Source organism: Roseococcus thiosulfatophilus, from assembly GCF_017311575.1.
Lineage (GTDB): Bacteria > Pseudomonadota > Alphaproteobacteria > Acetobacterales > Acetobacteraceae > Roseococcus > Roseococcus thiosulfatophilus.
The window spans coordinates 181,712-201,459 of sequence record NZ_JAFFQY010000055.1 but is presented as its reverse complement, the minus strand read 5'-3'; the positions used below and the strand labels follow the sequence as shown (position 1 = coordinate 201,459).

The window sequence follows — 19,748 nt, the reverse complement described above, 5'->3', positions numbered from 1 at the left end:
TCCGGACGGATCATGTCGGCAGACGGACAAAACCCGCGCACCCTGGCGCAGGAACAGGCCGACCGGCCGCTCACCGCCTATGCGCGCGACTACACCGATGGCGAGGGAACGGGCTGGCATCGCCACAGCCGCGCCCAGCTTCTCTACGCCACGCGCGGCGTGATGCGGGTGGCGACGCGGGAGTACAACTTCACCGTCCCGCCGGGCCGCGCGCTCTGGGTGCCGGCCGCCATGCCGCATGCGGTGGCGGTGGAAGGGTTGCTCGCCATGCGGGCCCTGTTCTTCCGGGAGGATGCGGCGGTGCTGGGCGAGGGCCGGGCGCTGGTGCTGGCCGTCTCGCCCCTGCTGCGCGAGCTCATCCTGGCCGCCTGCGCGGAGCCGCTGGAATGGGATGTGCAAGGGCGGGGCGGCCATCTGGCGGCACTGATCGCGGAGGAGGTGGCGCGCGCCCCGCAACTCCCCTTCGGCCTGCCCGCCCCGCGCGATGCGCGGCTGCGCCGGCTGGCGGAGGCATTGGCCGCCGATCCGGCGCGCGACTGGACGCTGGAGGAATGGGCGTCGCGCTGCGGCGCCTCGGCGCGGACGCTCGCCCGGCTGTTCCAGGCGGAGACGGGCATGGGCTTCGCCCGCTGGCGCCAGGCCCTGCGCCTCACTGAGGCGGCGGCCTTGCTGGCGGGCGGGGCCACGCCCGCGCGGGCCGCGGCGGCCGTGGGCTATGCCAGCGCGCCCGCCTTCGGCGCGGCCTTCCGGGCGGCCTTCGGCCTGACGCCCGGCGAGGCGCGGCTTATTCGACCGGGGTCATCGCCTTGATCAGGTCGAAGACGCGGCGGCGCACGGCGGGGTCCTGGATGCGATAATAGGCGCGCACCAGTTCCAGCGTCTCGCGCCGGTGCAGGGTGTCGTCCTCGAAGGGCGAGGCCTCCTCGGCGAAGCCGGCCACGCGGCGGGCGAAGCCCTGGCTGCCGCCCACCTGGCCCGGCATGTCGTCGAAGAAGAAGCTGATGGGCACGTCCAGCACGCGCGAGAGGTCGAACAGCCGGCTGGCGCCGATGCGGTTCACCCCGCGTTCATACTTCTGCACCTGCTGAAAGGTCAGGCCCAGCGCCTCGCCCAGGCGTTCCTGGCTCATGCCCAGCAGGGTGCGACGCAGCCGCACGCGGGAGCCGACATGAACGTCAATGGGACTGGGGCGATGTTCGCGTTCCGCCTTGGCGTCCTGTCCGGAAACCGGCTCCTTCATCGCAATGTCCACCTTTGCACTCCGCCTCTGGCCGCGTTCCCAAGGCGTCCACGCCCGGGAGGGGCAGGATGGGGCGCGTAGGATCGGCGGATCTGGCGCCGCAGTGCAGCAACCTTTTTCGCTCGATCACGCAACGTCCTTAACGCAAAAGAAAGAAAGCGTCAATTCCCGATCTACGGTCTCAATAAAACTACAATTTCCGGTGGGCCAAATGAACGCTGTGGTTGCGTCAGATGGCCCGGCGCCGTTGCAGCGCCATGCCCAGCACGCCCACACAGAGCAAGGCCCCCAGCGGCAGCCAGAGACCCCAGCGGCTGAAGGGCGTGGGCGCGCCGGCGCCAGGCAGGGGGGCGATGGCGAAGCCCGTCTCCCCCAGCCCGATCCGCGCGCGCTCGCGCCCCATGGCGTCATAGACGATGGAAATGCCGGTCTGCGCTGCGCGCACCAGGGGCAGGCCTTCCTCCACCGCGCGCAGGCGGCTCGCGGCCAGGTGCTGGTAGGGGCCGGCGGAATGACCGAACCAGGCGTCATTCGTGATGTTCAGCAGCCAGCCGGGGCGAGTCGGCCCCGTCACGCGGCCGGGGAAGATCACCTCGTAGCAGATCAAGGGGCTGAAGCCCGGAATCCCGGGCAATTCCAGGGTTTGCCGCCCAGGCCCGGCGGTGAAGTCCACCCCGCCCGCCACCACGCGGATGGGGATCAGCCCCCGCAGCGGCATGTATTCGCCGAAGGGCACCAAATGCGACTTGTCATAAGCCGGGCCCATGGTGCCGGCGGCGTCCAGGCTGACCAGGCTGTTCCACAGCCGCGCGATTCGCCCCTCGGGCGACCATTCGGCGCGCACGGTCCCGGCCAGCAGCACGCCCCGGTCTGGCAGGACGGAGGCCGCGAGGCGCTGCGCGTCCGGGTCCTGGGCCAGCAGGAAGGGGCTCGCCGTTTCGGGCCAGATGGCCAGGATGGGGGCCTCGGGCGCGGCCTGCGCGGCCTCGGCGGTGCCCTCGCGGGTCAACTGGAGGTATCTTTGGAAGATGGCGAGGCGCTGCGTCTCCTCCCATTTGAGATCCTGCGGGATATTGCCCTGCACCAGCACCACCCGGGTGGCGCTGTCCTCCGGGGCGGGCTGGCGCAGCACCCAGGCGCCCCCGCTGCCCCAGAGCGCCAGGCTGGAGAGCAGCAGCGGCGTCGCCACCCGCCAGCCCAGGGCGGGCAGGGCGGCCAGCAGCGCGGTGAGCAGCGAAAGCCCATGCACGCCCACGAAGGCGGCCGGCTGCAGAGGGATTTCGTGGAAGGCCCAGGCGGTCCCCAGCAGGTTCCAGGGGAAGCCCGTGAAGAGGAAGCCGCGCAGCATCTCGGACGCCGTCCAGGCGGCGGCGAAGACCAGCACGGCGGGCCAGCCCACGCCCTCCCGCCCGCGCCCGGCGCGCCACGCGGCCCAGGCGGGCAGGGCCATGAAGGCGGCCAGCGGCAGCGCCACCCCGGGCGCGGCCAGCGGCACCAGCCAGAACCAGGTGGCGATGTCGGTGAACAGCGCATGCGTCAGCCAGTAGAGGCCCGCCACATGGTGCCCGAAGCCGAACAGCGCCCCCCACCACAGCGCCTGCCGCGCCCCCCCGGCCCGTGCCAGCACGGCCAGGAAGGCGGGGAAGGTCAGCAGCAGCACCGGCAGCAGGTGCAAGGGCGGCAGCGCGAGGGCCGAGGCGGCGCCGAGCAGCAGGGAAACAAGGCCCGGGCGCGCATTCAGGAAGTTCCGCATGGCGCGGCTTATGCCCGGAAAACCGGGCGCTGGATATGCGGCCCGCCCTCTACTCCGCCGCGCTTCGCGCGGCGCGGCTTCTACTCAGCGGCGCTCCGCGCCGCGCCGGGCGCGGGCCGCCGCACCCGCAGCCGGCGGATGCGCCGCGCATCGGCCTCCAGCACCCGGAATTCGAGGCCCGAGGGGTGGGAGAAGATCTCGCCCCGCGCCGGCACGCGCTCGGCGAGCGTGAAGACCAGGCCGCCCACCGTATCAATGTCGGCACCGCGTTCCTCGGGGGTCAGCACCTCGCCCAGCTTTTCCTCGAAATCCTCGATGGGGGTGCGGGCGTCGAGCTCATAGACGCCCTCGCCCCGCTCGATGATCTGGGGCGCGCCATCCTCGTCATGCTCGTCGGCGATGTCGCCCACGATGGTCTCGACCACGTCCTCGATGGTGACCAGGCCATCAATGCCGCCATATTCGTCCACCACCAGGGCCAGGTGCATCCGCTCCTGCCGCATCCGCAGCAGCAGGTCCAGCACGGGCATGGAGGGCACCACGAAGAGCGGCTTGCGCAGGACGGAACGCAGGGTGAAATCCCCCTCGCGCCCCATGGCGGCGATGATGTCCTTGATGTGGACCATGCCCAGCACGTCATCCAGGTGGCCCTGGTAGACCGGGTAGCGGCTGTGGCCCTCGCGCTGGATGGCGGACATGGCCTGGCTGAAGGTGAGGCCCACCGGGAGCGCGATGATGTCCGCCCGCGGCACCATCACGTCATTGGCCGTGGCCCCGCGCAGCTTGAGCACGTTGGAGAGCAGGGCACGCTCGTGCCGGTCCAGCGCGCGGGCATCGGGGGCGCCGGCGTGGTCCTGCGGCGCGCCGATCAGTTCCTCGACGCGGTCGCGCAGGCTGTCGGCCGCGCGGCGGTTGAACAACCCGCGGATGCGGCGGATCAGTTCGGGGGGTTGGCCGTCGCTCATCAGGCGGCCCCCCGCCAGCGCGCGCGCCAGGGGTTGGCTACGCCCAGGCGCCGCAGGATGCGCGCCTCGGCGCGTTCCATCAGCATGGCCTCGCCGGCCGAGAGGTGGTCGTGGCCCAGCAGGTGCAGGGTGCCGTGGACGACCAGGTGCAGAAAATGGTCCTGCAGGGCCCGGCCCTCGGCCAGCGCCTCGCGCCGCACCACGCCCAGCGCCAGGGCGATGTCGCCCAGCGTCAGGCTGCCATAGGGGGCGGGGAAGGAGAGGACGTTGGTCGCCTTCTCCTTGCCGCGGAAACCGGTGTTGAGTCGCCGGATCTCGGCGTCATCGGTCAGCAGCAGGGTCAGGTGCCCATTGGCGCCCTGGTCGGCCAGCGTGGCCGTGACGGCACGGCGGGCCAGGGTGTCCACCCGGGGCAAGGCGGCACGCCAGCCCGGCGCGCCCAGCACCACATCCACATCGGCAAGCCCGGCGGCGATCTCCGCACCGCCGGGCAAACTACTTCCCGGTTCCATCCACATCCTTCCCGGCGCCGCGGCGGAGCACATTCCCCCCGCGCGACGCCTCCATCGCACCATAGGCCGCGACGATCCGCCCCACGAGGGGGTGCCGCACCACGTCCTTCTCGTCAAAATGGGTGAAGCCTATTCCTGGCACTCCACGCAAGACCGAAATGGCCTCGACCAATCCGGATTTCATCCCTGGCGGCAAATCCACCTGCGTCGGGTCGCCGGTGATGGCCATGCGCGTGCCCTCGCCCATGCGGGTCAGGAACATCTTCATCTGGGCCGGCGTGGTGTTCTGCGCCTCGTCCAGGATGGCGAAGGAATGGGCGAGGGTGCGGCCGCGCATGAAGGCGAGTGGGGCGATCTCGATCTCGCCGGCCGCGATGCGGCGCTGGACCTGTTCGGCCGGCAGCATGTCGTGCAGCGCGTCGTAGAGGGGGCGGAGATAGGGGTCCACCTTCTCCTTCATGTCGCCCGGCAGGAAGCCGAGCCGCTCGCCGGCCTCGACGGCGGGGCGGGACAGCACGATGCGGTCCACCCGCTGCGCCAGCAGCAGCGCTACCCCCTGCGCCACGGCGAGGTAGGTCTTGCCCGTGCCGGCGGGGCCGATGCCGAAGACCATCTCGTTGCGCGAGAGGGTGTCCATATAGGCCGCCTGGGCCGGCGTGCGGGGCGCGATGGCGCCGCGCCGGGTGCGGATCTGCGGCACGTCCTGCAGCGGCAGGCGCGGGTCGGCCTCGGCCTCGCCCTCGGCCATGCGGATGGCGGCCTCGACCTCGGCGCCGGTCAGGGAACCGCCGCGTTCGAGGGAACGCCACAGCCCGCGCAACACCTGCTCGGCCATCTGCGTGCGCTCGGCGCTGCCGCTCAGGGTGATGCGGTTGCCCCGGCAGGCCAGCCGCACGCCGCATCGGCTTTCGATCCGCGCCAGGTGCTTGTCGTGCTCGCCATAGAGCATCGGCAGCAGGGCGTTGTCCTCGAATTGCAGGGTGACGCTGCGGGATTCGGAGGAAGGGGGTCCAGGGGGTTGACCCTGGCGGGCGCGGAGCGCGAGGGCGTTGCTCAAGCGGCGTGTTGCTCCTGGTTGGGCGGGGGGGAAAGCAGTTCGCCCGCGAGGGAATTGGGGTGTCCCGCGCGGATTCGCAGGGGTTGCACCGTGCCCACCAGTTCCAAACCGGCAATGGCATGCACCGGTTGCAACCAGGGCGTGCGGCCCGAGACCTGTCCCGGATGGCGGCCCGGCCCGGTGAAGAGCACCTCCACCACCTGCCCGGCCTTGGAGGCGTTGAAGGCGGCCTGCTGGTCGCGCAGCAGGGCCTGGATCTCCTGCAGGCGGCGGTCCTTGGTGGCCTCGTCCACATGGCCGGGCGCGCCGGCGGCGGGCGTGCCGGGGCGGCGGGAATATTTGAAGCTGAAGGCCTGGGCGAAGCCCACGCGCTCGATGAGGCGCAGCGTCGCCTGGTGGTCGGCCTCGGTCTCGCCGGGGTGGCCGGCGATGATGTCGGTGGAGAGCGCCAGGTCCGGACGGGCCGCGCGCAGCCGGTCCACGAGGCGCAGGTAGTCCTCCGCCGTGTGGCCGCGGTTCATGGCGGCCAGCACCCGGTCGCTGCCCGACTGGATGGGCAGATGCAGGAAGGGCATGACGGCCGGGATGTCGCGGTGCGCCGCGATCAACGCGTCATCCATGTCGCGGGGGTGGGAGGTGGTGTAGCGCAGCCGGAGCAGGCCCGGGATTTCGGCCAAAGCCTCCAGCAGCCGCGCCAGCCCCCATTCGGCGCCGGCCGCGTCCTGGCCGTGATAGGCGTTCACGTTCTGGCCGAGCAGCGTGATTTCGCGGGCACCCTGGGCCACGAGGCGCCGCGCCTCGGCCAGCACCGCCTCGGGCGCCCGGGAATATTCGGCGCCGCGCGTGTAGGGCACCACGCAGAAGGCGCAGAACTTGTCGCAGCCCTCCTGGATGGTGAGGAAGGCGGTGACGCCCTGGGGCGCGCTGGCCTCGGGCAGGTGGTCAAATTTTTCCTCGGTCGGGAATTCGGTGTCCACCACGGAACCGGCCGCGCGGGTCACGCGCGCCACCAGCTCGGGCAGCTTGTGGTAGCTCTGGGGCCCCAGAACCAGGTCCACATAGGGCGCGCGGGCGGTGATCTCGGCGCCCTCGGCCTGGGCCACGCAGCCGGCGACGGCCAGCAGCATGTCGGCGCCCTCGGCGCGCCGGGCGTCCTTCATCACGCGCAGGCGGCCGAGTTCGGAGAAGAGCTTCTCCGTCGCCTTCTCGCGGATGTGGCAGGTGTTGAGGATGACCATGTCCGCGGCTTCCGGCGCGTCCACGGGCGCATAGCCCAGGGGCGCCAGCACGTCCGCCATGCGGTGGCTGTCATAGACATTCATCTGGCAGCCCCAGCTGCGGAGGAACAGGCGCTTCTTGGGGGCTGGGGTCGTCTGCGTCATGGAGGGGCCTCGCCGGCCGCCGAAGGGGCGGTCCAGCGGGGATAGGTGCGGAACAGCGGCCGCGCGGTCAAGAAGCGCGGCCCCCGTCCATGGCGGGGTTCTGACGCATCATCGGTCCGAACGGTCCCAGAACGGGGCCGCGCCGGTCAAGGGAAAGCGTGTGAAGATGCGGTGTCGGCGCTCACCCGCGGCGGAACAGCACGGTGAGGTTGTTGGCCGGCATCTCAACCACCCGCTCCAGTGTGAAATCGGGCGCGGCGGCGGCGGCGACATCCTCCAGCGCCCGGATTCCCCATTCGGGGTTGCGCGCGCGCAGGTCCGCGTCGAAGGCCAGGTTGCCCGGCGCCGTCTCCACGCCGGCCCGCAGGTAGGGGCCATACAGGATCAGGGCCGCGCCCGACGGCAGCGCGGCGGCGGCATGGCGCAGCAGGCCCAGCGTCGCGGCCCAGGGCGCGATATGGATCATGTTGATGCACAGCACGGCGGCGGCGGGCGGGAAGGGCGCGTCCTCCCGCACGTCCAGCCGGATCGGGGCGCGCAGGTTGGTGGGGCCTTCGGCCGCGCGCCAGGCCTCGATGGAGGCCAGCGCTTCGGCCGAGGGGTCGGAGGGCTGGAAGTCCAGCGTGGGAAATTCGCGCGCCAGGTGCAGCGCATGCTCCCCGCTGCCCGAGGCGATTTCCAGCACCAGCCCGGACGCCGGCAGCATGTCCCGCAGCGCGGCGGCGATGGGGTCCCGGTTGCGCGCCACGGCGGGCGCGAACAGCCGGGCGTCGGTCACGCCGGCACGCCCTTGCTGGTGGAATATTCGAAGTGCAGCGCCTCGCCCGGAAACACCCGGGGGTGGATGGCGTGGGCGGCCATGGCGGCTTCGGAAAACCCCTGCAAAATCAGCTTCAGCTTGCCCGGATAGGTCGCGATGTCGCCGATGGCGTGCACGCCCGGGATGTTGGTGGCGCAGGTGGCCGCCTCGACCGTGATGTGGCTGCGCTCCAGCCCCAGCCCCCATTCCGCGATGGGGCCGAGTTCCATGGAAAGGCCGAAGAAGGCCAGGAGGTGGTCGGCCTCCACGCGCTTTTCCTCGCCCTTCAGCGTGGCGAGCGTCACGGCGGCGAGGCGTGATCCGTCGCCCTCCAGCCCGTGCAGCTGGTAGGGGATGGCCATCTCCACCTCGCCGCGCGCGGCGGCGGCGGCGAGCTGCGCGGCCGTCTCGGGCGCGGCGCGGAACTTGTCGCGGCGGTGGACGACGATGACCTTGGCCGCCACATCCTTGAGCGACAAGGCCCAATCCACCGCGCTGTCGCCGCCGCCCGCGATGACGACGCGCTTGCCGCGGAATTCCTCGCGCCTGGTCACCATGTAGCGCACGGCGCCCGAGGCCTCGTAGCCCGGCAGATCATTCAGCGGGGGGCGGTTGGGGCCGAAGGCGCCGGCGCCGGCCGCCAGGATCACGGCCTTGGCGCGCACCACCCGGCCCGCGCTGGTGGTCAGGGTGAAGCCGCCCTCCTCCGGCCGCAGGGCCTCGACCCGCTGGGCCAGCAGGTAGTTGGGCGAGAAGGGTGCCGCCTGTTCCTCCAGCGCGCGGATCAGCGCCGCCCCGTCAATGCGGGGGTGGGCCGGGATGTCGAAAATGGGTTTCTCGGGATAGAGCGCGGCGCATTGGCCGCCGATCTCCTCCAGCGTGTCGATCACGGTGCAGGACATCTTCAGCATCCCGCACTCGAAGACGGCGAAGAGCCCCACGGGCCCCGCGCCGATGATGGCCACGTCGGTGGTGATGGTCTCGGTCATGGCGCTGGGATGCCCGGCTTCCAGGCGCGCGTCCAGTCTGGCGGAGGGCAGGGCAGGGGGCCAGAATGCGGGGGATGAATTTGATCGTTTCCACCCTGGCCGAGACCGAGGCCCTGGCCGCCCGCCTCGCGCGCCTCGCTTGCCCCGGCGACGTGATCCTGCTGCGCGGCCCGCTGGGCGCGGGCAAGTCGGCGCTGGCCCGCGCCTTCCTGCGCGCCGCGTCCGGCGACCCGGCGCTGGAGGTGCCCAGCCCCACCTTCACCCTGGTGCAATCCTACCCGCTGCCGGGGGGCATCACGGCGCACCATTATGACCTGTATCGGCTGGACGGGCCCGGGGGGCTGATGGAACTGGGCTGGGACGAGGCGCGGGAAGGGATCGTGCTGGTGGAGTGGCCCGAGCGCCTGGGCGCGCTGGCCCCCGACACCGCGCTGGAGGTCACCCTGGAACCGCTCGACGAGGACGCACGCCGCATCACCCTGGCGGGCTGGGAGGGCCGGCTGTGAACCTCCTGGAAACCCACGGCTTCGGCCAGGCCCGCGCCGAGGCGCTGCCGGGCGATGCCTCCAAGCGCTACACCCGCCTGCATGGCGGCCCGCGCCCCGCCTTGGTGATGCAGACGCCCGATGCGGCATATCTCGAGGCCTTCCTGCGCGTGGCCGAACACCTGCGCGCCATCGGCGTCCCCACGCCCGAGGTGCTGGCGGTGGACCGGCCCGGGCTGACGGCGCTGGTGGAGGATCTCGGCCCCGCCAGCATGGCCGATGCGCTGGATGCGGGGGCGGACCCCGGCCCGCTCTATGCCGAGGCGGTGGCGAGCCTTGCCCGCGCCGCCGCCGCCCCGCCCCCGCCCGGCCTGCCGGAATGGGATGCGGCGGCGATGTCGCGCACGGCGGCGGCCACCTTCCTGGACTGGTGGTGGCCCGCCCGCTTCGGCGCCCCGCCCGGTGACGCGGTGCGCGCGGGGCTGGACGCCGCCATCCGCGAGATGCTGGCGCCCTTCGCGGGGGCCGGCTTCGTCCACCGCGACTACTTTCCCGCCAACCTCATGCCCACCCCGCGCGGCATGGCGCTGATTGACGTGCAGGACGCGGCCCTGGGCCATGCGGCCTATGACCTGGTGTCGCTGGTGGAGGATGCGCGGCGGGACGTGGAACCGGCGTTGAGGGATGCCGCGCTGCGGCAATACCTGGCCGCGCGGCCCGAACTTGCCGCCGGCGACTTCGCCGCCGCCATGGCCGCCTGCGCCGCCCAACGGCACCTGCGCGTGGCCGCCCTCTGGGTGCGGCTCGATCGGCGCGACGGCAAGCCGCACTACCTGCAACATGGCCCGCGCTGCTGGGCGCTGCTGGGCCGGGCGCTCACCCACCCCGCCACCGCGCCGCTGGCGCGCTTCCTGGACGCGCATGTGCCGCCCGCGCTGCGGGGGAATCCGTGAAGCACGGGATGGTGCTGGCGGCCGGCCTCGGCACGCGGATGCGACCGCTGACCGCCACCACGGCCAAGCCGCTGCTGCGGGTGCGCGGGCGTTCCCTGCTCGACCACGCGCTGGACCGCCTGGCGGAGGCCGGCGTCGAGCAGGTGGTGGTCAACGCCCATTGGCGGGCCGAGCGCGTGGCCGAGGCGCTGGCCGCCCGCACCGCCCCCCCGCGCACCCGGCTGCAACTGGAACCCGATCTGCTGGAAACCGGCGGCGGCCTGCGCCGTGCCCTGCCCTTGCTGGGGGAGGCGCCCTTCGCCGTGGTCAATGGCGATGCCTTCTGGCTGGACGGGCCGCGTCCCGCCCTGCTGCGCCTGCGCGACGCCTTCGACCCGGAGCGCATGGACGCGCTGCTGCTGATGGTCCGCACCTCCACCATCGAGGGCGAGGTGGGGCGCGGCGATTTCCACATGGATCCGCTGGGCGGGCTGCGCCGCCCCGGGCCGCACGAACAGGCGCCCTATCTGTTCGGCGGCGTGCAGGTGATGGCGCCCGCGCTGGTGGCGCCCGAACCCCAGGGCCGCTTCAGCCTGAACCGCTGCTTCGACCGGGCGCTGGAGGCGGGGCGGCTCTATGGGCTGGTGCATGACGGGTGGTGGTTCCACCTCTCCACCCCGCCGGACCTGGCGCGCACCGAGAGGCGGCTGGCTGACATGTCCGCGCCTGACGCGTCGGGGCGGTAGAAGGGGTCATGCGCCTCTTCACCATCGCCCCCGGGATGCCCTTCCTGCCCGCCCTCGCGCGCGGGGCCCTGGCGCGGCTGGGCGTGGGCGAGGAACTGGCCGCCGCCACCATCCTGCTGCCCACCCGCCGCGCGGCCCGGGCCCTCCAGGCCGCCTTCCTGCGCGAGGCGGATTCGCCCGCCCTGCTGCTGCCCCGGCTGCGGCCGCTGGCGGGGCTGTCGGTGGAGGATGCGGACGAACTCGCCCTGCCGGCCCTGCTGGACCTGCCGCCCGCGGTGGACCCGCTGCGCCGCCAGGCGGTGCTGGCGGGTTTCGCGGCGAAATGGCCCCCGCGCTTCGGCGGCCCCCCCACGGCCGAACACGCCTGGGCGCTGGGCGGCGAACTCTCGAAGCTGCTGGACGAGATCGCGCTGGAGGAGGCCGAGACCCTCCCGGACGACCCCGCCCTGCTGGAACATCGCTGGCTGGAAAAGCTGGACGGGCTGGCGCCGGAGCACCTGGCGAGCCATTGGCAGATCACGACCACCTTCCTCCGCGCCGCGGTGGTGGAATGGCAGGAGTGGCTGCACGGGCAGGGGCTGCTCGATGTTGGGGTGCGGCGCGTCATGGCGCTGCGCGCCCAGCGCCGCGCCTGGGAGGAAGCCCCGCCGGAGGGCGCCGTCATCGCCGCCGGCATCGGCATGGGCGGCACCATCCCCGCGGCCTCCGACCTGCTGCGGGTGGTGGCGACGCGCCTGCCGCAAGGCTTCGTGGTGCTGACGGGCGAGGATGCCGCGACCGCCGCCCTGCCCGAGGCGGCGCTGGACGGCGCCCCCACCCACCCCTTCGCCGGGCAGCGCGCCATGCTGGCCCGCATGGGCGCGACCCTGGCCGATGCCACGCCCTGGGTGGAGGGCGAGGCCACGCCGCGCGCCCACCTGCTCGGGACCGCGCTGCTGCCGGCGGGGCACCTCGCGCCCTGGCTGGAACCCGGCCTGCGCCCGGAGGCGCTGGAAGGCGTCACGCGGCTTTCGGCCGGTGATTCCCAGCATGAGGCGACGTCCATCGCGCTGGCGTTGCGGGGTGCCCTGGAAACCCCCGGCGCGCGGGCCGCGCTGGTGACGCCCGACCGGGACCTGGCGCGGCGCGTGGCGGCGGAATTGCCGCGCCACGGCATCCTCGCGGATGACAGCGCGGGGCAGCCGCTCTCCGACACGCCGCCCGGCGCCTTCCTGCGCCTCATCGCCAAGCTGGCGGCGGGGGAGATGGGGCCGGTGGCCTTGCTGGCCTTGCTGAAGCACCCGCTCTGCGCGGCGGGGATGGCGCGGGGGGAATTGCTGGCCGCCGCCCGCGCGCTGGAGGCGAAGGCCCTGCGCGGCCCGGCCCCGGCGCCCGGCTTCGCGGGGCTGCGGGCGCTCGGGCTGGCCGAGGCCGCGCCGCTGCTGGACGCGCTGGCGGCCTGCCTCGACGGTTTCACCGCCCTGCCGGAGGAGGCGGAGCCCCGCCCGCCCGCCGAACTGCTCGAAGCCCAGCTTCGCGCCGCCGAGGCGCTGGCCACCACGCCCGACCTGCCCGGCGGCCTGCGCCTCTACGCCCAGGCGGAAGGGGAAGCTTTGGCCCGCCATCTGGCCGCCCTGCCGCCGGCGCTCGCGGAACTGCCGCCCATCGCGCCCGCCGAATGGCCCGGGCTGTTCGAGGCGCTGCTGGCCGCCGGCACCACCCGCGCGGCGCGCGTGGCGCGCGGCCGGACGGGGGCGGCGCTGCACCCGCAGGTGGAAATTCTGGGCCTGCTGGAAGCGCGCCTGCTCGACTTCGACCTGGTGGTGCTGGGCGCGCTCGACGAGACCATCTGGCCCCAGGCCGCCGACCCCGGCCCCTGGATGAGCCGGCCCATGCGGCGCGAATTCGGCCTGCCCTCGCCGGAATTGCGGATCGGCCGCGTGGCCGCCGACTTTTTCCAGTTCGGCGCGGGCTCGCGGCGAGTGGTGCTGTCGCGCGCGGCGCGGCGCGGCGGGAGCCCGACGGTGCCGGCCCGCTGGCTCACGCGGCTCGACACGCTGCTGAAGGGGCAGGGGCTGTCCATGGCGGCCGCGCCCGAGGCGCATTGGGCCCGGTTGCTGGACGCGCCTGCTTCCGTGCGCCCGCAGGAACGCCCCGCGCCCTGCCCGCCGACCAGTGCCCGCCCGCACCGCGTCACGGTCAGTGACGTGCAGATGCTGCTGGCCGACCCCTATGCCTTCCACGCGAAGCATGTGCTGGGGCTCCGCGCCCTGCCGCCGCTGGAGCAGGAGGCGGACGCGGCCGACTACGGCAACCTCGTCCACACCGCCATGCACCGCTTCCTGGCGCAGCTCGGCGCCGGCTGGCCCGGCGAGGCCATGGCGCGGCAGATGTGGGAGGCCGCGATGGCCGAGGCCCTTTCCCGCGCCGCCCCGCGCCCCGCCGTCGCCGCCATCTGGGCGCCGCGCCTGGCGCGCATCGGCGCGGAGGTGATCCGGCTGGAGGCCGCGGCGCGGCCCGCGCTGGCGCGCAGCCTCGCGGAGGTGAAGGGGCGGCTGGAACTGCGGCGCCCCGGCGGGGTGCTGCGCCTCGACGCGCGGGCGGACCGGCTGGACCTGTTCCAGGACGGGAACCTCCGCCTGGTGGACTACAAGACCGGCACCACCCCCTCCGGCACCGCGGTGGAGCGCGGGGATTTCCCGCAACTGCCGCTGGAGGCCCTGATCGCGGAGCGCGGCGGCTTCGAGGGCATGGAAGGCCACCCCGTCACCGCCCTGGAATACTGGCGCCTGACCGGCGCGCTGGAACCGAGCGAGGTGACGCGCCTCAAGCTCGACATCGCCGAGGCCATCGAGCAGGCCCATGCCGCGCTGGCGCGCCTCTCGGACCGGTTCCTGTTCGGCATGGCCCCCTTCGCCGCCCACCCGCACCCGCGCCGTCGCGCCGCGCACGACTACCGGCATCTGTCGCGCGCCGATGAATGGTCGGCGGGCGAGGGGGATGCGCCATGAACGTCCCGCATGACGCCCGCGCCGAGGCCAATGCCCGCCAGCGCGCGGCGTCGGACCCGATGGCCTCCTGCTTCGTCACGGCCTCGGCCGGGTCGGGCAAGACCAAGCTGCTGACCGACCGGCTGCTGCGGCTGATGCTGGGGGGCGCGCCGCCCGAACGCCTGCTCTGCCTCACCTTCACCAAGGCGGCGGCGGCGGAGATGGCCTCGCGCCTCAATGAGCGCCTGGGGAAATGGGCGGTGGCCGATGCGGCGACGCTGCGCGCCGAACTGACCGATCTTCTCGGCCGCCCACCCGGCCAGGACGAGACGGACCGCGCCCGCGACGCCTTCGCCCGCGTGCTGGAACTGCCCGGCGGCATGCGGATCGCGACCCTGCACGCCTTCGCCCAATCCCTGCTGCGCGGCTTCCCGCTGGAGGCCGGCCTCGCCCCCGGCTTCGCCGTGATGGAGGAGATGGACGCCGCCGCCCGCATGGCCGAGGCGCGGGAGGCCGAACTCCCCGTCAGCCCCGCGACGGGGCACCTCGCCACGCTGACCGATGCGCGCGGCATGCAGGCGTTGCTGCGCGCGCTGCGTGACGAGGAGGCGGCGCTCGAGGGGGCCATCATGGCCTCGGGCGGGACGCTGGCCGGGCTGCGGAAGCGGCTGGCGGCCAGGCTCGGTTTGGCGCCGGATGCGGACATGGAGGCGCTGGCCCTGGAGGCGGCGGCGGGCGGCGATGACGGCGCGCTCTCCCGCGCCGCGGCCGCCCTGCTGCTGAGCGGCAATGGCAATGACGTCACGCGGGGCGAGGAGATCCGCGCCTTCCTCACGCTCGGCCCCGCCGCGCGGCTGGTGAAGCTGGCGGCTTGGATGGACCTGTTCCTCACGGACAAGGGCACCGTTCGCGCGCGCTTCGCCACCAAGGGCTGCGGCGCGAACCAGGCCATGATCCAGGCCACTCTCGCCACCGAGGGCGAGCGGCTGCTGGACATCGAGACGCGGCGCCAGGCGCTGGCCCTGCTGGATGCCACCATGGCCGCGCTGACGCTGGGGCGGCCGGTGCTGGGCCATTTCGCGGCGGCGAAGCGGCGGGTGGGGCGGCTGGATTACGACGACCTCATCGCCTCGGCCCGGGCGCTGCTGGAGAACCCGGGCGCGGCCTGGGTGCTCTACAAGCTCGATGGCGGGCTCGACCATGTGCTGCTGGACGAGGCGCAGGACAGCAACCCGGAGCAATGGGGCATCGCCGGCGCCCTGACCGCCGAATTCACCACGGGCGAGGGCAGCAACGCCGCCCCGCGCACCCTGTTTGCCGTGGGCGATGTGAAGCAGTCCATCTTCGGCTTCCAGGGCGCGGACGCCACCGGCCTGCCGCGCGCCGCCACACGCTTCGGCGCGCGGGCGGAGGCGGCGGGGCAGGCGTTCCGCCGGGTGGAGCTGAACGTCTCCTTCCGCTCCGCCCCGCCCGTGCTGGCGCTGGTGGACGCGGTCTTCGCGGACGGCGCGGCCCGCCAGGGCGTGGTGGGCGAGGGCGAGACGCTGCGCCACAACCCCGACCGCGCCGGCATGGCGGGCTGCGTGGAAATCTGGCCCCTGCTGGCGGCCGGCGAGGCCGAGGACGCCCCCGAATGGGAGGTCCCCGAGACCCCCATGGGCGAGACCGGCCCCGATTCCCGCCTGGCGCAGGTGCTTGCCCGGCGCATCCGCCACATGCTGGACCACGAACACCTGCCCGCCCGGCACGAGGGCGACCCTGGACAGGGCCGGCGCATCCGCGCGGGCGACATCCTGGTGCTGGTCCGCAAGCGCGACGCCTTCCTGGCGCAGCTCGTCCGCGCGTTGAAGGAGCTGGACGTGCCCGTGGGCGGCGTGGACCGCATGGTGCTGGTGGAGCAGCTGGCCGTGCTGGACGTGCTGGCCACGCTGGACGCCATCCTGCTGCCGGAGGACGACCTGCAACTGGCGGCGGCGCTGAAATCCCCGATCTTCGGGCTGGAGGAGGAGGACCTCTTCGCGCTCGCCCATGGCCGTGCCGGGTCGCTGCACGCGCGGCTGATGGCGCGGCGGGGCGAGGGCGGGCGCGTGGGTGCCGCGGCCGATCTTTTCGCGGCGCTTTCCATCCGCGCGGACCACCTGCCGCCGCACGCGCTGGTCGCGGAAATCCTGTCCGAGCGCGGCGGGCGGGCGCGGCTGCTGGCCCGCCTCGGCCCCGACGCCGCCGACCCGCTGGACGAGTTGCTGACGGCCGCGCTGGCCCATGAACGCGCCCACCCCGCCAGCCTCCAGCACTTCCTGCATTGGCTGCGCCGCGCCGCCACGGAGGTGAAGCGCGAGCCCGAGAACAGCGCCGACCGTGTGCGCGTGATGACGGTGCATGGCGCCAAGGGGTTGCAGGCGCCCATCGTCATCCTGCCCGACACGGCCTCGGCGCCGCCCGCGCGGGCGGGGCTGCGCTGGACCGGGGACGACCTGCCGCTCTGGGCGCCGCGCGCCAAGGGTTTCGCCGCGACCCCCTGGACGGACGCGCAATCGGCCGAGGCGGCGCGCGAGGCGGAGGAAGCGAACCGCCTGCTCTATGTCGCGCTGACGCGGGCCGAGGACCGGCTGCTGGTCTGTGGCTGGTATCGCAAGAAGAAGGCCGCCGCCTGCTGGCATGACAAGGTGGCGGAGGGCTTCCGTCGCCTGCCCGGCGTGGAGGAGGTGCCGTTCGACCCCGGCGCCTGGGGCGCGGAGGCGGCGGGCTTCGTGGACGGCCCCATGCTGCGCCTGGAAACGCCGCAGGAGGGCGCGCGCAAGGCGGAACGCCCTGCCAACACCGCCGCCGATGCGCCCCCGCTGCCCGCCTGGGCGCGCAGCCCCGCGCCGGAGGTGGAGGGTGTGCGCGTCGCCACGCCTTCGCACATGGAGGATGAGGAGGTGGAGGGCGCGGCCGCCCCCCCGCACGCCCCGGGCGACCCGCTGGGCACGCGCTTCCGTCGCGGCAACCTGATCCATGCCCTGCTGCAATCCCTGCCCGAGCTGCCCGGGCCGCAGCGCGAGGCGGCCGCCGCGCGCTATCTGGCGCGGCCTGGCCATGGGCTCGATGTGGCGCAGCAGGCGGAGATCCTGGCGGAAGCCCTGGCTGTGCTGGCGCACCCGGACATCGCCGCCGCCTTCGGGCCTGGCAGCCTGGCCGAGGCGCCCATCGCGGGACGGATCGGCCAGCGGCTGATCCTGGGCGTGGTGGACCGGCTGCTTGTCGCGCCCGACGCCGTGCTGATCCTGGACTTCAAGACCAACCGGCCGCCGCCCCTGGAGCCGGAGGCGGCGCCGCCGGCGTATCTGCGGCAGATGGCGGCCTACCGTGCGGTGTTGCGCCTGGCCTATCCCGGGCGCGAGGTGCGCTGCGCGCTGGTCTGGACCTATGGCGCGCGCGTGATGCCCCTGCCGTCAGCCCTGCTGGACACGCATGCGCCGACCGCTTGACCTGGAATGGGCGCGATCCGACTTATCGCGCCATGTGCAAGGATCACATCCGATGAGCGAACTGACCAAGGCCGTGAGCGACGAGACCTTCCAGCAGGACGTGCTGGAGGCGAAGGGCGCCGTGCTGGTGGATTTCTGGGCCGAATGGTGCGGCCCCTGCCGGATGGTCGCCCCCATCCTGGACGAGATCGCCCAGGAATATCAGGGCAAGCTGACCATCGCGAAGGTCAACATCGACGACAACCCGGAGACGCCCAGCGCCTACGCGGTGCGCGGCATCCCCACCATGATCCTGTTCCAGGACGGCAAGCCGGTGGACACCAAGGTGGGCGCCATGCCGAAGAGCCAGATGAAGGACTGGATCGCCTCGAAGCTGGCGTGATGTCTGGGGCTGGAGTGAGGTCTAACCTCGCTCCAGCATCCCATGCCGCCAGAGATGCGCCGCGAAGTCCCGGTCCTGCGGGATGGCGCCATCGGCGAGCGCCGTCAGGTCGTCCATCTGTTCCGCGGTCAGGATGTCCACGCCGCCGGGCCAGTGCAGCGCCACCACTCCATCCTCGCCCTGCACCACATGGTGGTGCATGCCCTCCGCCAGCCGCAGCCGGCCTTCGGGCATGCGGTCCATCAGGCCGCGCGCCGGCAGGGGCTGGCGGTCCTGCGGAAGGTGGGACAGCAGCAGGTTTTGCAGACGCTCCGCGAGGCCCGGCGCGGCCAGCCGCGCCAAGGCACCTTCGAGGGCGGGGTGCATGTCGTCCTCCCCGATGCGCCAGGTGGACACGGATTCGCGCAGCGCGGGGTCGGTCGCTTCCACATCGTCCAGCAGCTGCCGCAGCGCCTCGGCCCAGGAGGGTTCGAGGAAGCCCAGCGTGATGTGCAGCGAGGTCTCGCCCGGCTCGGTCGCCGCGTCGTGGAAGACGCCGCGCGGGATGTAGAGGGCGTCGCCGGGTTCGAGCACCAAGGTGTGCGGCTCGCCCTCCGGCGAGAGCTTGCCGGTCCAGCCGGTGCGGCGGGTGGGGCGGGGCAGGGGCTCGCCATCCCAGACGCGCCAGCGCTTGCGGCCTTCCACCTGGAGCACCAGCACGTCATGCGTGTCGTAATGGGTGCGGAAGCCCTGGGCGGCGGGGGGCGTCAGATAGAGGTTCGCCTGGACGGCGTGGAGGAACAACTTTTCCAAGCCCCGGCACAGGCGTTGCAGGGGCGGGTGCGTCTCGTCGAACTGGGAGACGACCAGCGAGGCGCCGGCATCGAAGCGGGCCAGCAGGCGCGGCAGGTCCACGCGGCCGTCGTCGAGGGTGAATTCCTCGGCCGGCACGCCCGCGCTGCCGCGCTGGCTTTCATCGGCCATGGCGATGCGCGGGCTGCGCGCGGCGTCGGTGCGCAGATGCGCGTCAATGGCGGCGGTGGAGAGCACCTCGGCGAAGCGGTTCACGCCCTGGCCGGGCAGGAAGCGCCAGTTGCGGGATTCCCGCATGGACAGCGCCTCGCTGACGCCCAGCGCCCCATAGGTGACGCCAAAGGCCCATTCGCCCAGGGTCGCGGCGGTGGTTTCGGCGGTGGGGTGGCGGAGGCTGCCCTTTTGGCTCCCCGTTTGGCTCCCCTCTGGGCTCACCAGCGGCGGCCCCCGCGGCCGAAGCCCACGCCGTCACTCGGGTCGCTGTCGGTCAGGCCGGTGCGGATGCGGTTGCCGCCATAGCCGCCGCGATAACCCCCGCGGCCATAGCCCGCGCCATCATTGGGGTCGCTGTCGGTGATGCCGGTGCGGACGCGGTTGCCGGTGTAGCCGCCGCGCCCATAGCCCGCGCCGTCATTGGGGTCGGCGTCGGTCAGGCCGGTGCGGACGCGGTTGCCGGTGTAGCCGCCGCGATAGCCGCCCCGGCCATAGCCCACGCCGTCATTGGGGTCGGCATCGGTCAGGCCGGTGCGGATTCGGCCGGGCGCGACCGGCGACACATAGACGGGGCCGGGCTGGGCGGGCACGCAGGCGGCCAGCGTGGCGCCGGCGGCGCTCAATGCGGCCACGCGGAGCACCAGCAGGCGTCGGGACAGGCGTTCGGTCATTTTGCTCGGGCTCCGTATGGGCGGCGCGGATTTACTTGCGACCGCCGCCGCGGCCATGGCCGGCGGTGTCGTTGGGGTCGGAATCGGTCAGGCCGGTGCGGGGGCGTCCGCCACCGCGGCCATAACCCGGCCGATCATTGGGATCGCTGTCGGACACACCGGTGCGGGGGCGGCCACCACGGCCATAGCCCGGGCTGTCATTCGGATCGCTGTCGGTGATGCCGGTGCGGTATTGCGCGCGGGCGGGCGCGGCGGCGACTCCCCCCACCAGCAGGGCGGCGCCCGAGGCCACCCGGGTCACGAAGAGGCGACGGCCGAGCCGGGCCCGCGCGACCTGCGTCCCGTCTTGCCTGCCTGGACCCTCTTTGGGGTCTGGGTGGGACATGGCCTT

18 protein-coding genes are annotated in these 19,748 nt (G+C 73.3%); 7 read left to right on the top strand and 11 right to left on the bottom strand.

The window, feature by feature from the left end:
• The first annotated feature begins 12 nt into the window (after positions 1 to 12).
• A complete protein-coding gene (locus JTN19_RS15520; protein ID WP_206934463.1) occupies positions 13 to 810 on the top strand; it encodes an AraC family transcriptional regulator in 798 nt (265 codons plus the stop codon).
• Here JTN19_RS15520 and JTN19_RS15515 read toward each other — a convergent pair.
• From JTN19_RS15515 to JTN19_RS15480, 8 genes are all read right to left on the bottom strand, one after another.
• Positions 785 to 1,240 carry a helix-turn-helix domain-containing protein gene (locus JTN19_RS15515; protein WP_206934461.1) on the bottom strand — a complete coding sequence of 152 codons (456 nt, stop codon included), beginning with the start codon at positions 1,238 to 1,240 and terminating at the stop codon, positions 785 to 787. The genes JTN19_RS15520 and JTN19_RS15515 overlap by 26 nt on opposite strands.
• A 229-nt stretch (positions 1,241 to 1,469) precedes the next feature.
• Positions 1,470 to 2,993, bottom strand: a complete 1,524-nt coding sequence (gene lnt, locus JTN19_RS15510; RefSeq protein ID WP_206934459.1) for an apolipoprotein N-acyltransferase — start codon at positions 2,991 to 2,993, stop codon at positions 1,470 to 1,472.
• Positions 2,994 to 3,073: 80 nt separating this feature from the next.
• Positions 3,074 to 3,958 (bottom strand): hemolysin family protein, encoded by an 885-nt coding sequence (locus JTN19_RS15505; RefSeq protein WP_206934457.1) that lies wholly within the window; start codon positions 3,956 to 3,958, stop codon positions 3,074 to 3,076.
• Positions 3,958 to 4,470, bottom strand: coding sequence for an rRNA maturation RNase YbeY (gene ybeY, locus JTN19_RS15500; RefSeq protein ID WP_206934455.1), 513 nt, complete (start codon positions 4,468 to 4,470; stop codon positions 3,958 to 3,960). Before ybeY ends, JTN19_RS15505 begins: the two co-directional genes overlap by 1 nt.
• Positions 4,454 to 5,419 carry a PhoH family protein gene (locus JTN19_RS15495; RefSeq protein WP_206934569.1) on the bottom strand — a complete coding sequence of 322 codons (966 nt, stop codon included), beginning with the start codon at positions 5,417 to 5,419 and terminating at the stop codon, positions 4,454 to 4,456. The genes ybeY and JTN19_RS15495 overlap by 17 nt, the downstream gene beginning before the upstream one ends.
• 104 nt (positions 5,420 to 5,523) lie before the next feature.
• Positions 5,524 to 6,909 (bottom strand): tRNA (N6-isopentenyl adenosine(37)-C2)-methylthiotransferase MiaB, encoded by a 1,386-nt coding sequence (gene miaB, locus JTN19_RS15490; protein WP_206934453.1) that lies wholly within the window; start codon positions 6,907 to 6,909, stop codon positions 5,524 to 5,526.
• A gap of 181 nt (positions 6,910 to 7,090) precedes the next feature.
• Complete coding sequence (locus JTN19_RS15485; protein WP_206934451.1) at positions 7,091 to 7,687, bottom strand: DUF938 domain-containing protein; 597 nt, start codon at positions 7,685 to 7,687, stop codon at positions 7,091 to 7,093.
• Positions 7,684 to 8,697 carry an NAD(P)/FAD-dependent oxidoreductase gene (locus JTN19_RS15480; protein ID WP_206934449.1) on the bottom strand — a complete coding sequence of 338 codons (1,014 nt, stop codon included), beginning with the start codon at positions 8,695 to 8,697 and terminating at the stop codon, positions 7,684 to 7,686. Before JTN19_RS15480 ends, JTN19_RS15485 begins: the two co-directional genes overlap by 4 nt.
• A gap of 65 nt (positions 8,698 to 8,762) precedes the next feature.
• On the opposite strand from JTN19_RS15480, the gene tsaE reads away from it, so the two are divergent.
• The 6 genes from tsaE to trxA are packed head-to-tail and all read left to right on the top strand — an operon-like array spanning position 8,763 to position 17,681.
• Complete coding sequence (tsaE, locus tag JTN19_RS15475; protein WP_206934447.1) at positions 8,763 to 9,203, top strand: tRNA (adenosine(37)-N6)-threonylcarbamoyltransferase complex ATPase subunit type 1 TsaE; 441 nt, start codon at positions 8,763 to 8,765, stop codon at positions 9,201 to 9,203.
• Positions 9,200 to 10,135, top strand: a complete 936-nt coding sequence (locus JTN19_RS15470; protein WP_206934445.1) for a phosphotransferase — start codon at positions 9,200 to 9,202, stop codon at positions 10,133 to 10,135. The genes tsaE and JTN19_RS15470 overlap by 4 nt, the downstream gene beginning before the upstream one ends.
• Before the next feature lie 8 nt (positions 10,136 to 10,143).
• Complete coding sequence (locus tag JTN19_RS15465; protein WP_206934567.1) at positions 10,144 to 10,860, top strand: nucleotidyltransferase family protein; 717 nt, start codon at positions 10,144 to 10,146, stop codon at positions 10,858 to 10,860.
• A gap of 8 nt (positions 10,861 to 10,868) precedes the next feature.
• Positions 10,869 to 13,850: a PD-(D/E)XK nuclease family protein gene (locus JTN19_RS15460; protein WP_206934442.1), complete on the top strand. Its 2,982-nt coding sequence runs from the start codon at positions 10,869 to 10,871 to the stop codon at positions 13,848 to 13,850.
• Entirely contained in the window at positions 13,847 to 17,299 is a 3,453-nt protein-coding gene (gene addA, locus JTN19_RS15455; protein ID WP_206934440.1) for a double-strand break repair helicase AddA, read from the top strand. The genes JTN19_RS15460 and addA overlap by 4 nt, the downstream gene beginning before the upstream one ends.
• Before the next feature lie 52 nt (positions 17,300 to 17,351).
• Positions 17,352 to 17,681 carry a thioredoxin TrxA gene (gene trxA / locus JTN19_RS15450; RefSeq protein ID WP_184382651.1) on the top strand — a complete coding sequence of 110 codons (330 nt, stop codon included), beginning with the start codon at positions 17,352 to 17,354 and terminating at the stop codon, positions 17,679 to 17,681.
• 21 nt (positions 17,682 to 17,702) lie between these two features.
• Here trxA and JTN19_RS15445 read toward each other — a convergent pair whose 3' ends face one another.
• From JTN19_RS15445 to JTN19_RS15435, 3 genes are read right to left on the bottom strand one after another with little or no spacing between them, the layout of a single operon-like run.
• Positions 17,703 to 18,908, bottom strand: a complete 1,206-nt coding sequence (locus JTN19_RS15445) for a JmjC domain-containing protein (RefSeq protein WP_206934438.1) — start codon at positions 18,906 to 18,908, stop codon at positions 17,703 to 17,705.
• The gene (locus tag JTN19_RS15440) at positions 18,905 to 19,357 is read right to left on the bottom strand and encodes a hypothetical protein (protein ID WP_206934436.1); all 453 of its coding nucleotides are present in this window, start codon (positions 19,355 to 19,357) and stop codon (positions 18,905 to 18,907) included. The genes JTN19_RS15445 and JTN19_RS15440 overlap by 4 nt, the downstream gene beginning before the upstream one ends.
• Before the next feature lie 31 nt (positions 19,358 to 19,388).
• On the bottom strand, positions 19,389 to 19,658 hold the full coding sequence (locus tag JTN19_RS15435) for a hypothetical protein (protein WP_206934434.1): 270 nt from the start codon (positions 19,656 to 19,658) through the stop codon (positions 19,389 to 19,391).
• Positions 19,659 to 19,748: the final 90 nt, after the last annotated feature.

What these genes read in the sequence shown, in the direction of transcription:
- JTN19_RS15520 (WP_206934463.1), top strand. Translation starts at nt 13, where the DNA reads ATGTCGGCAGACGGACAAAACCCGCGCACCCTGGCGCAGGAACAGGCC.
- JTN19_RS15515 (WP_206934461.1), bottom strand. Translation starts at nt 1,240, where the DNA reads ATGAAGGAGCCGGTTTCCGGACAGGACGCCAAGGCGGAACGCGAACAT.
- lnt (WP_206934459.1), bottom strand. Translation starts at nt 2,993, where the DNA reads ATGCGGAACTTCCTGAATGCGCGCCCGGGCCTTGTTTCCCTGCTGCTC.
- JTN19_RS15505 (WP_206934457.1), bottom strand. Translation starts at nt 3,958, where the DNA reads ATGAGCGACGGCCAACCCCCCGAACTGATCCGCCGCATCCGCGGGTTG.
- ybeY (WP_206934455.1), bottom strand. Translation starts at nt 4,470, where the DNA reads ATGGAACCGGGAAGTAGTTTGCCCGGCGGTGCGGAGATCGCCGCCGGG.
- JTN19_RS15495 (WP_206934569.1), bottom strand. Translation starts at nt 5,419, where the DNA reads ATGCTCTATGGCGAGCACGACAAGCACCTGGCGCGGATCGAAAGCCGA.
- miaB (WP_206934453.1), bottom strand. Translation starts at nt 6,909, where the DNA reads ATGACGCAGACGACCCCAGCCCCCAAGAAGCGCCTGTTCCTCCGCAGC.
- JTN19_RS15480 (WP_206934449.1), bottom strand. Translation starts at nt 8,697, where the DNA reads ATGACCGAGACCATCACCACCGACGTGGCCATCATCGGCGCGGGGCCC.
- tsaE (WP_206934447.1), top strand. Translation starts at nt 8,763, where the DNA reads ATGCGGGGGATGAATTTGATCGTTTCCACCCTGGCCGAGACCGAGGCC.
- JTN19_RS15465 (WP_206934567.1), top strand. Translation starts at nt 10,144, where the DNA reads ATGGTGCTGGCGGCCGGCCTCGGCACGCGGATGCGACCGCTGACCGCC.
- JTN19_RS15460 (WP_206934442.1), top strand. Translation starts at nt 10,869, where the DNA reads ATGCGCCTCTTCACCATCGCCCCCGGGATGCCCTTCCTGCCCGCCCTC.
- addA (WP_206934440.1), top strand. Translation starts at nt 13,847, where the DNA reads ATGAACGTCCCGCATGACGCCCGCGCCGAGGCCAATGCCCGCCAGCGC.
- trxA (WP_184382651.1), top strand. Translation starts at nt 17,352, where the DNA reads ATGAGCGAACTGACCAAGGCCGTGAGCGACGAGACCTTCCAGCAGGAC.
- JTN19_RS15440 (WP_206934436.1), bottom strand. Translation starts at nt 19,357, where the DNA reads ATGACCGAACGCCTGTCCCGACGCCTGCTGGTGCTCCGCGTGGCCGCA.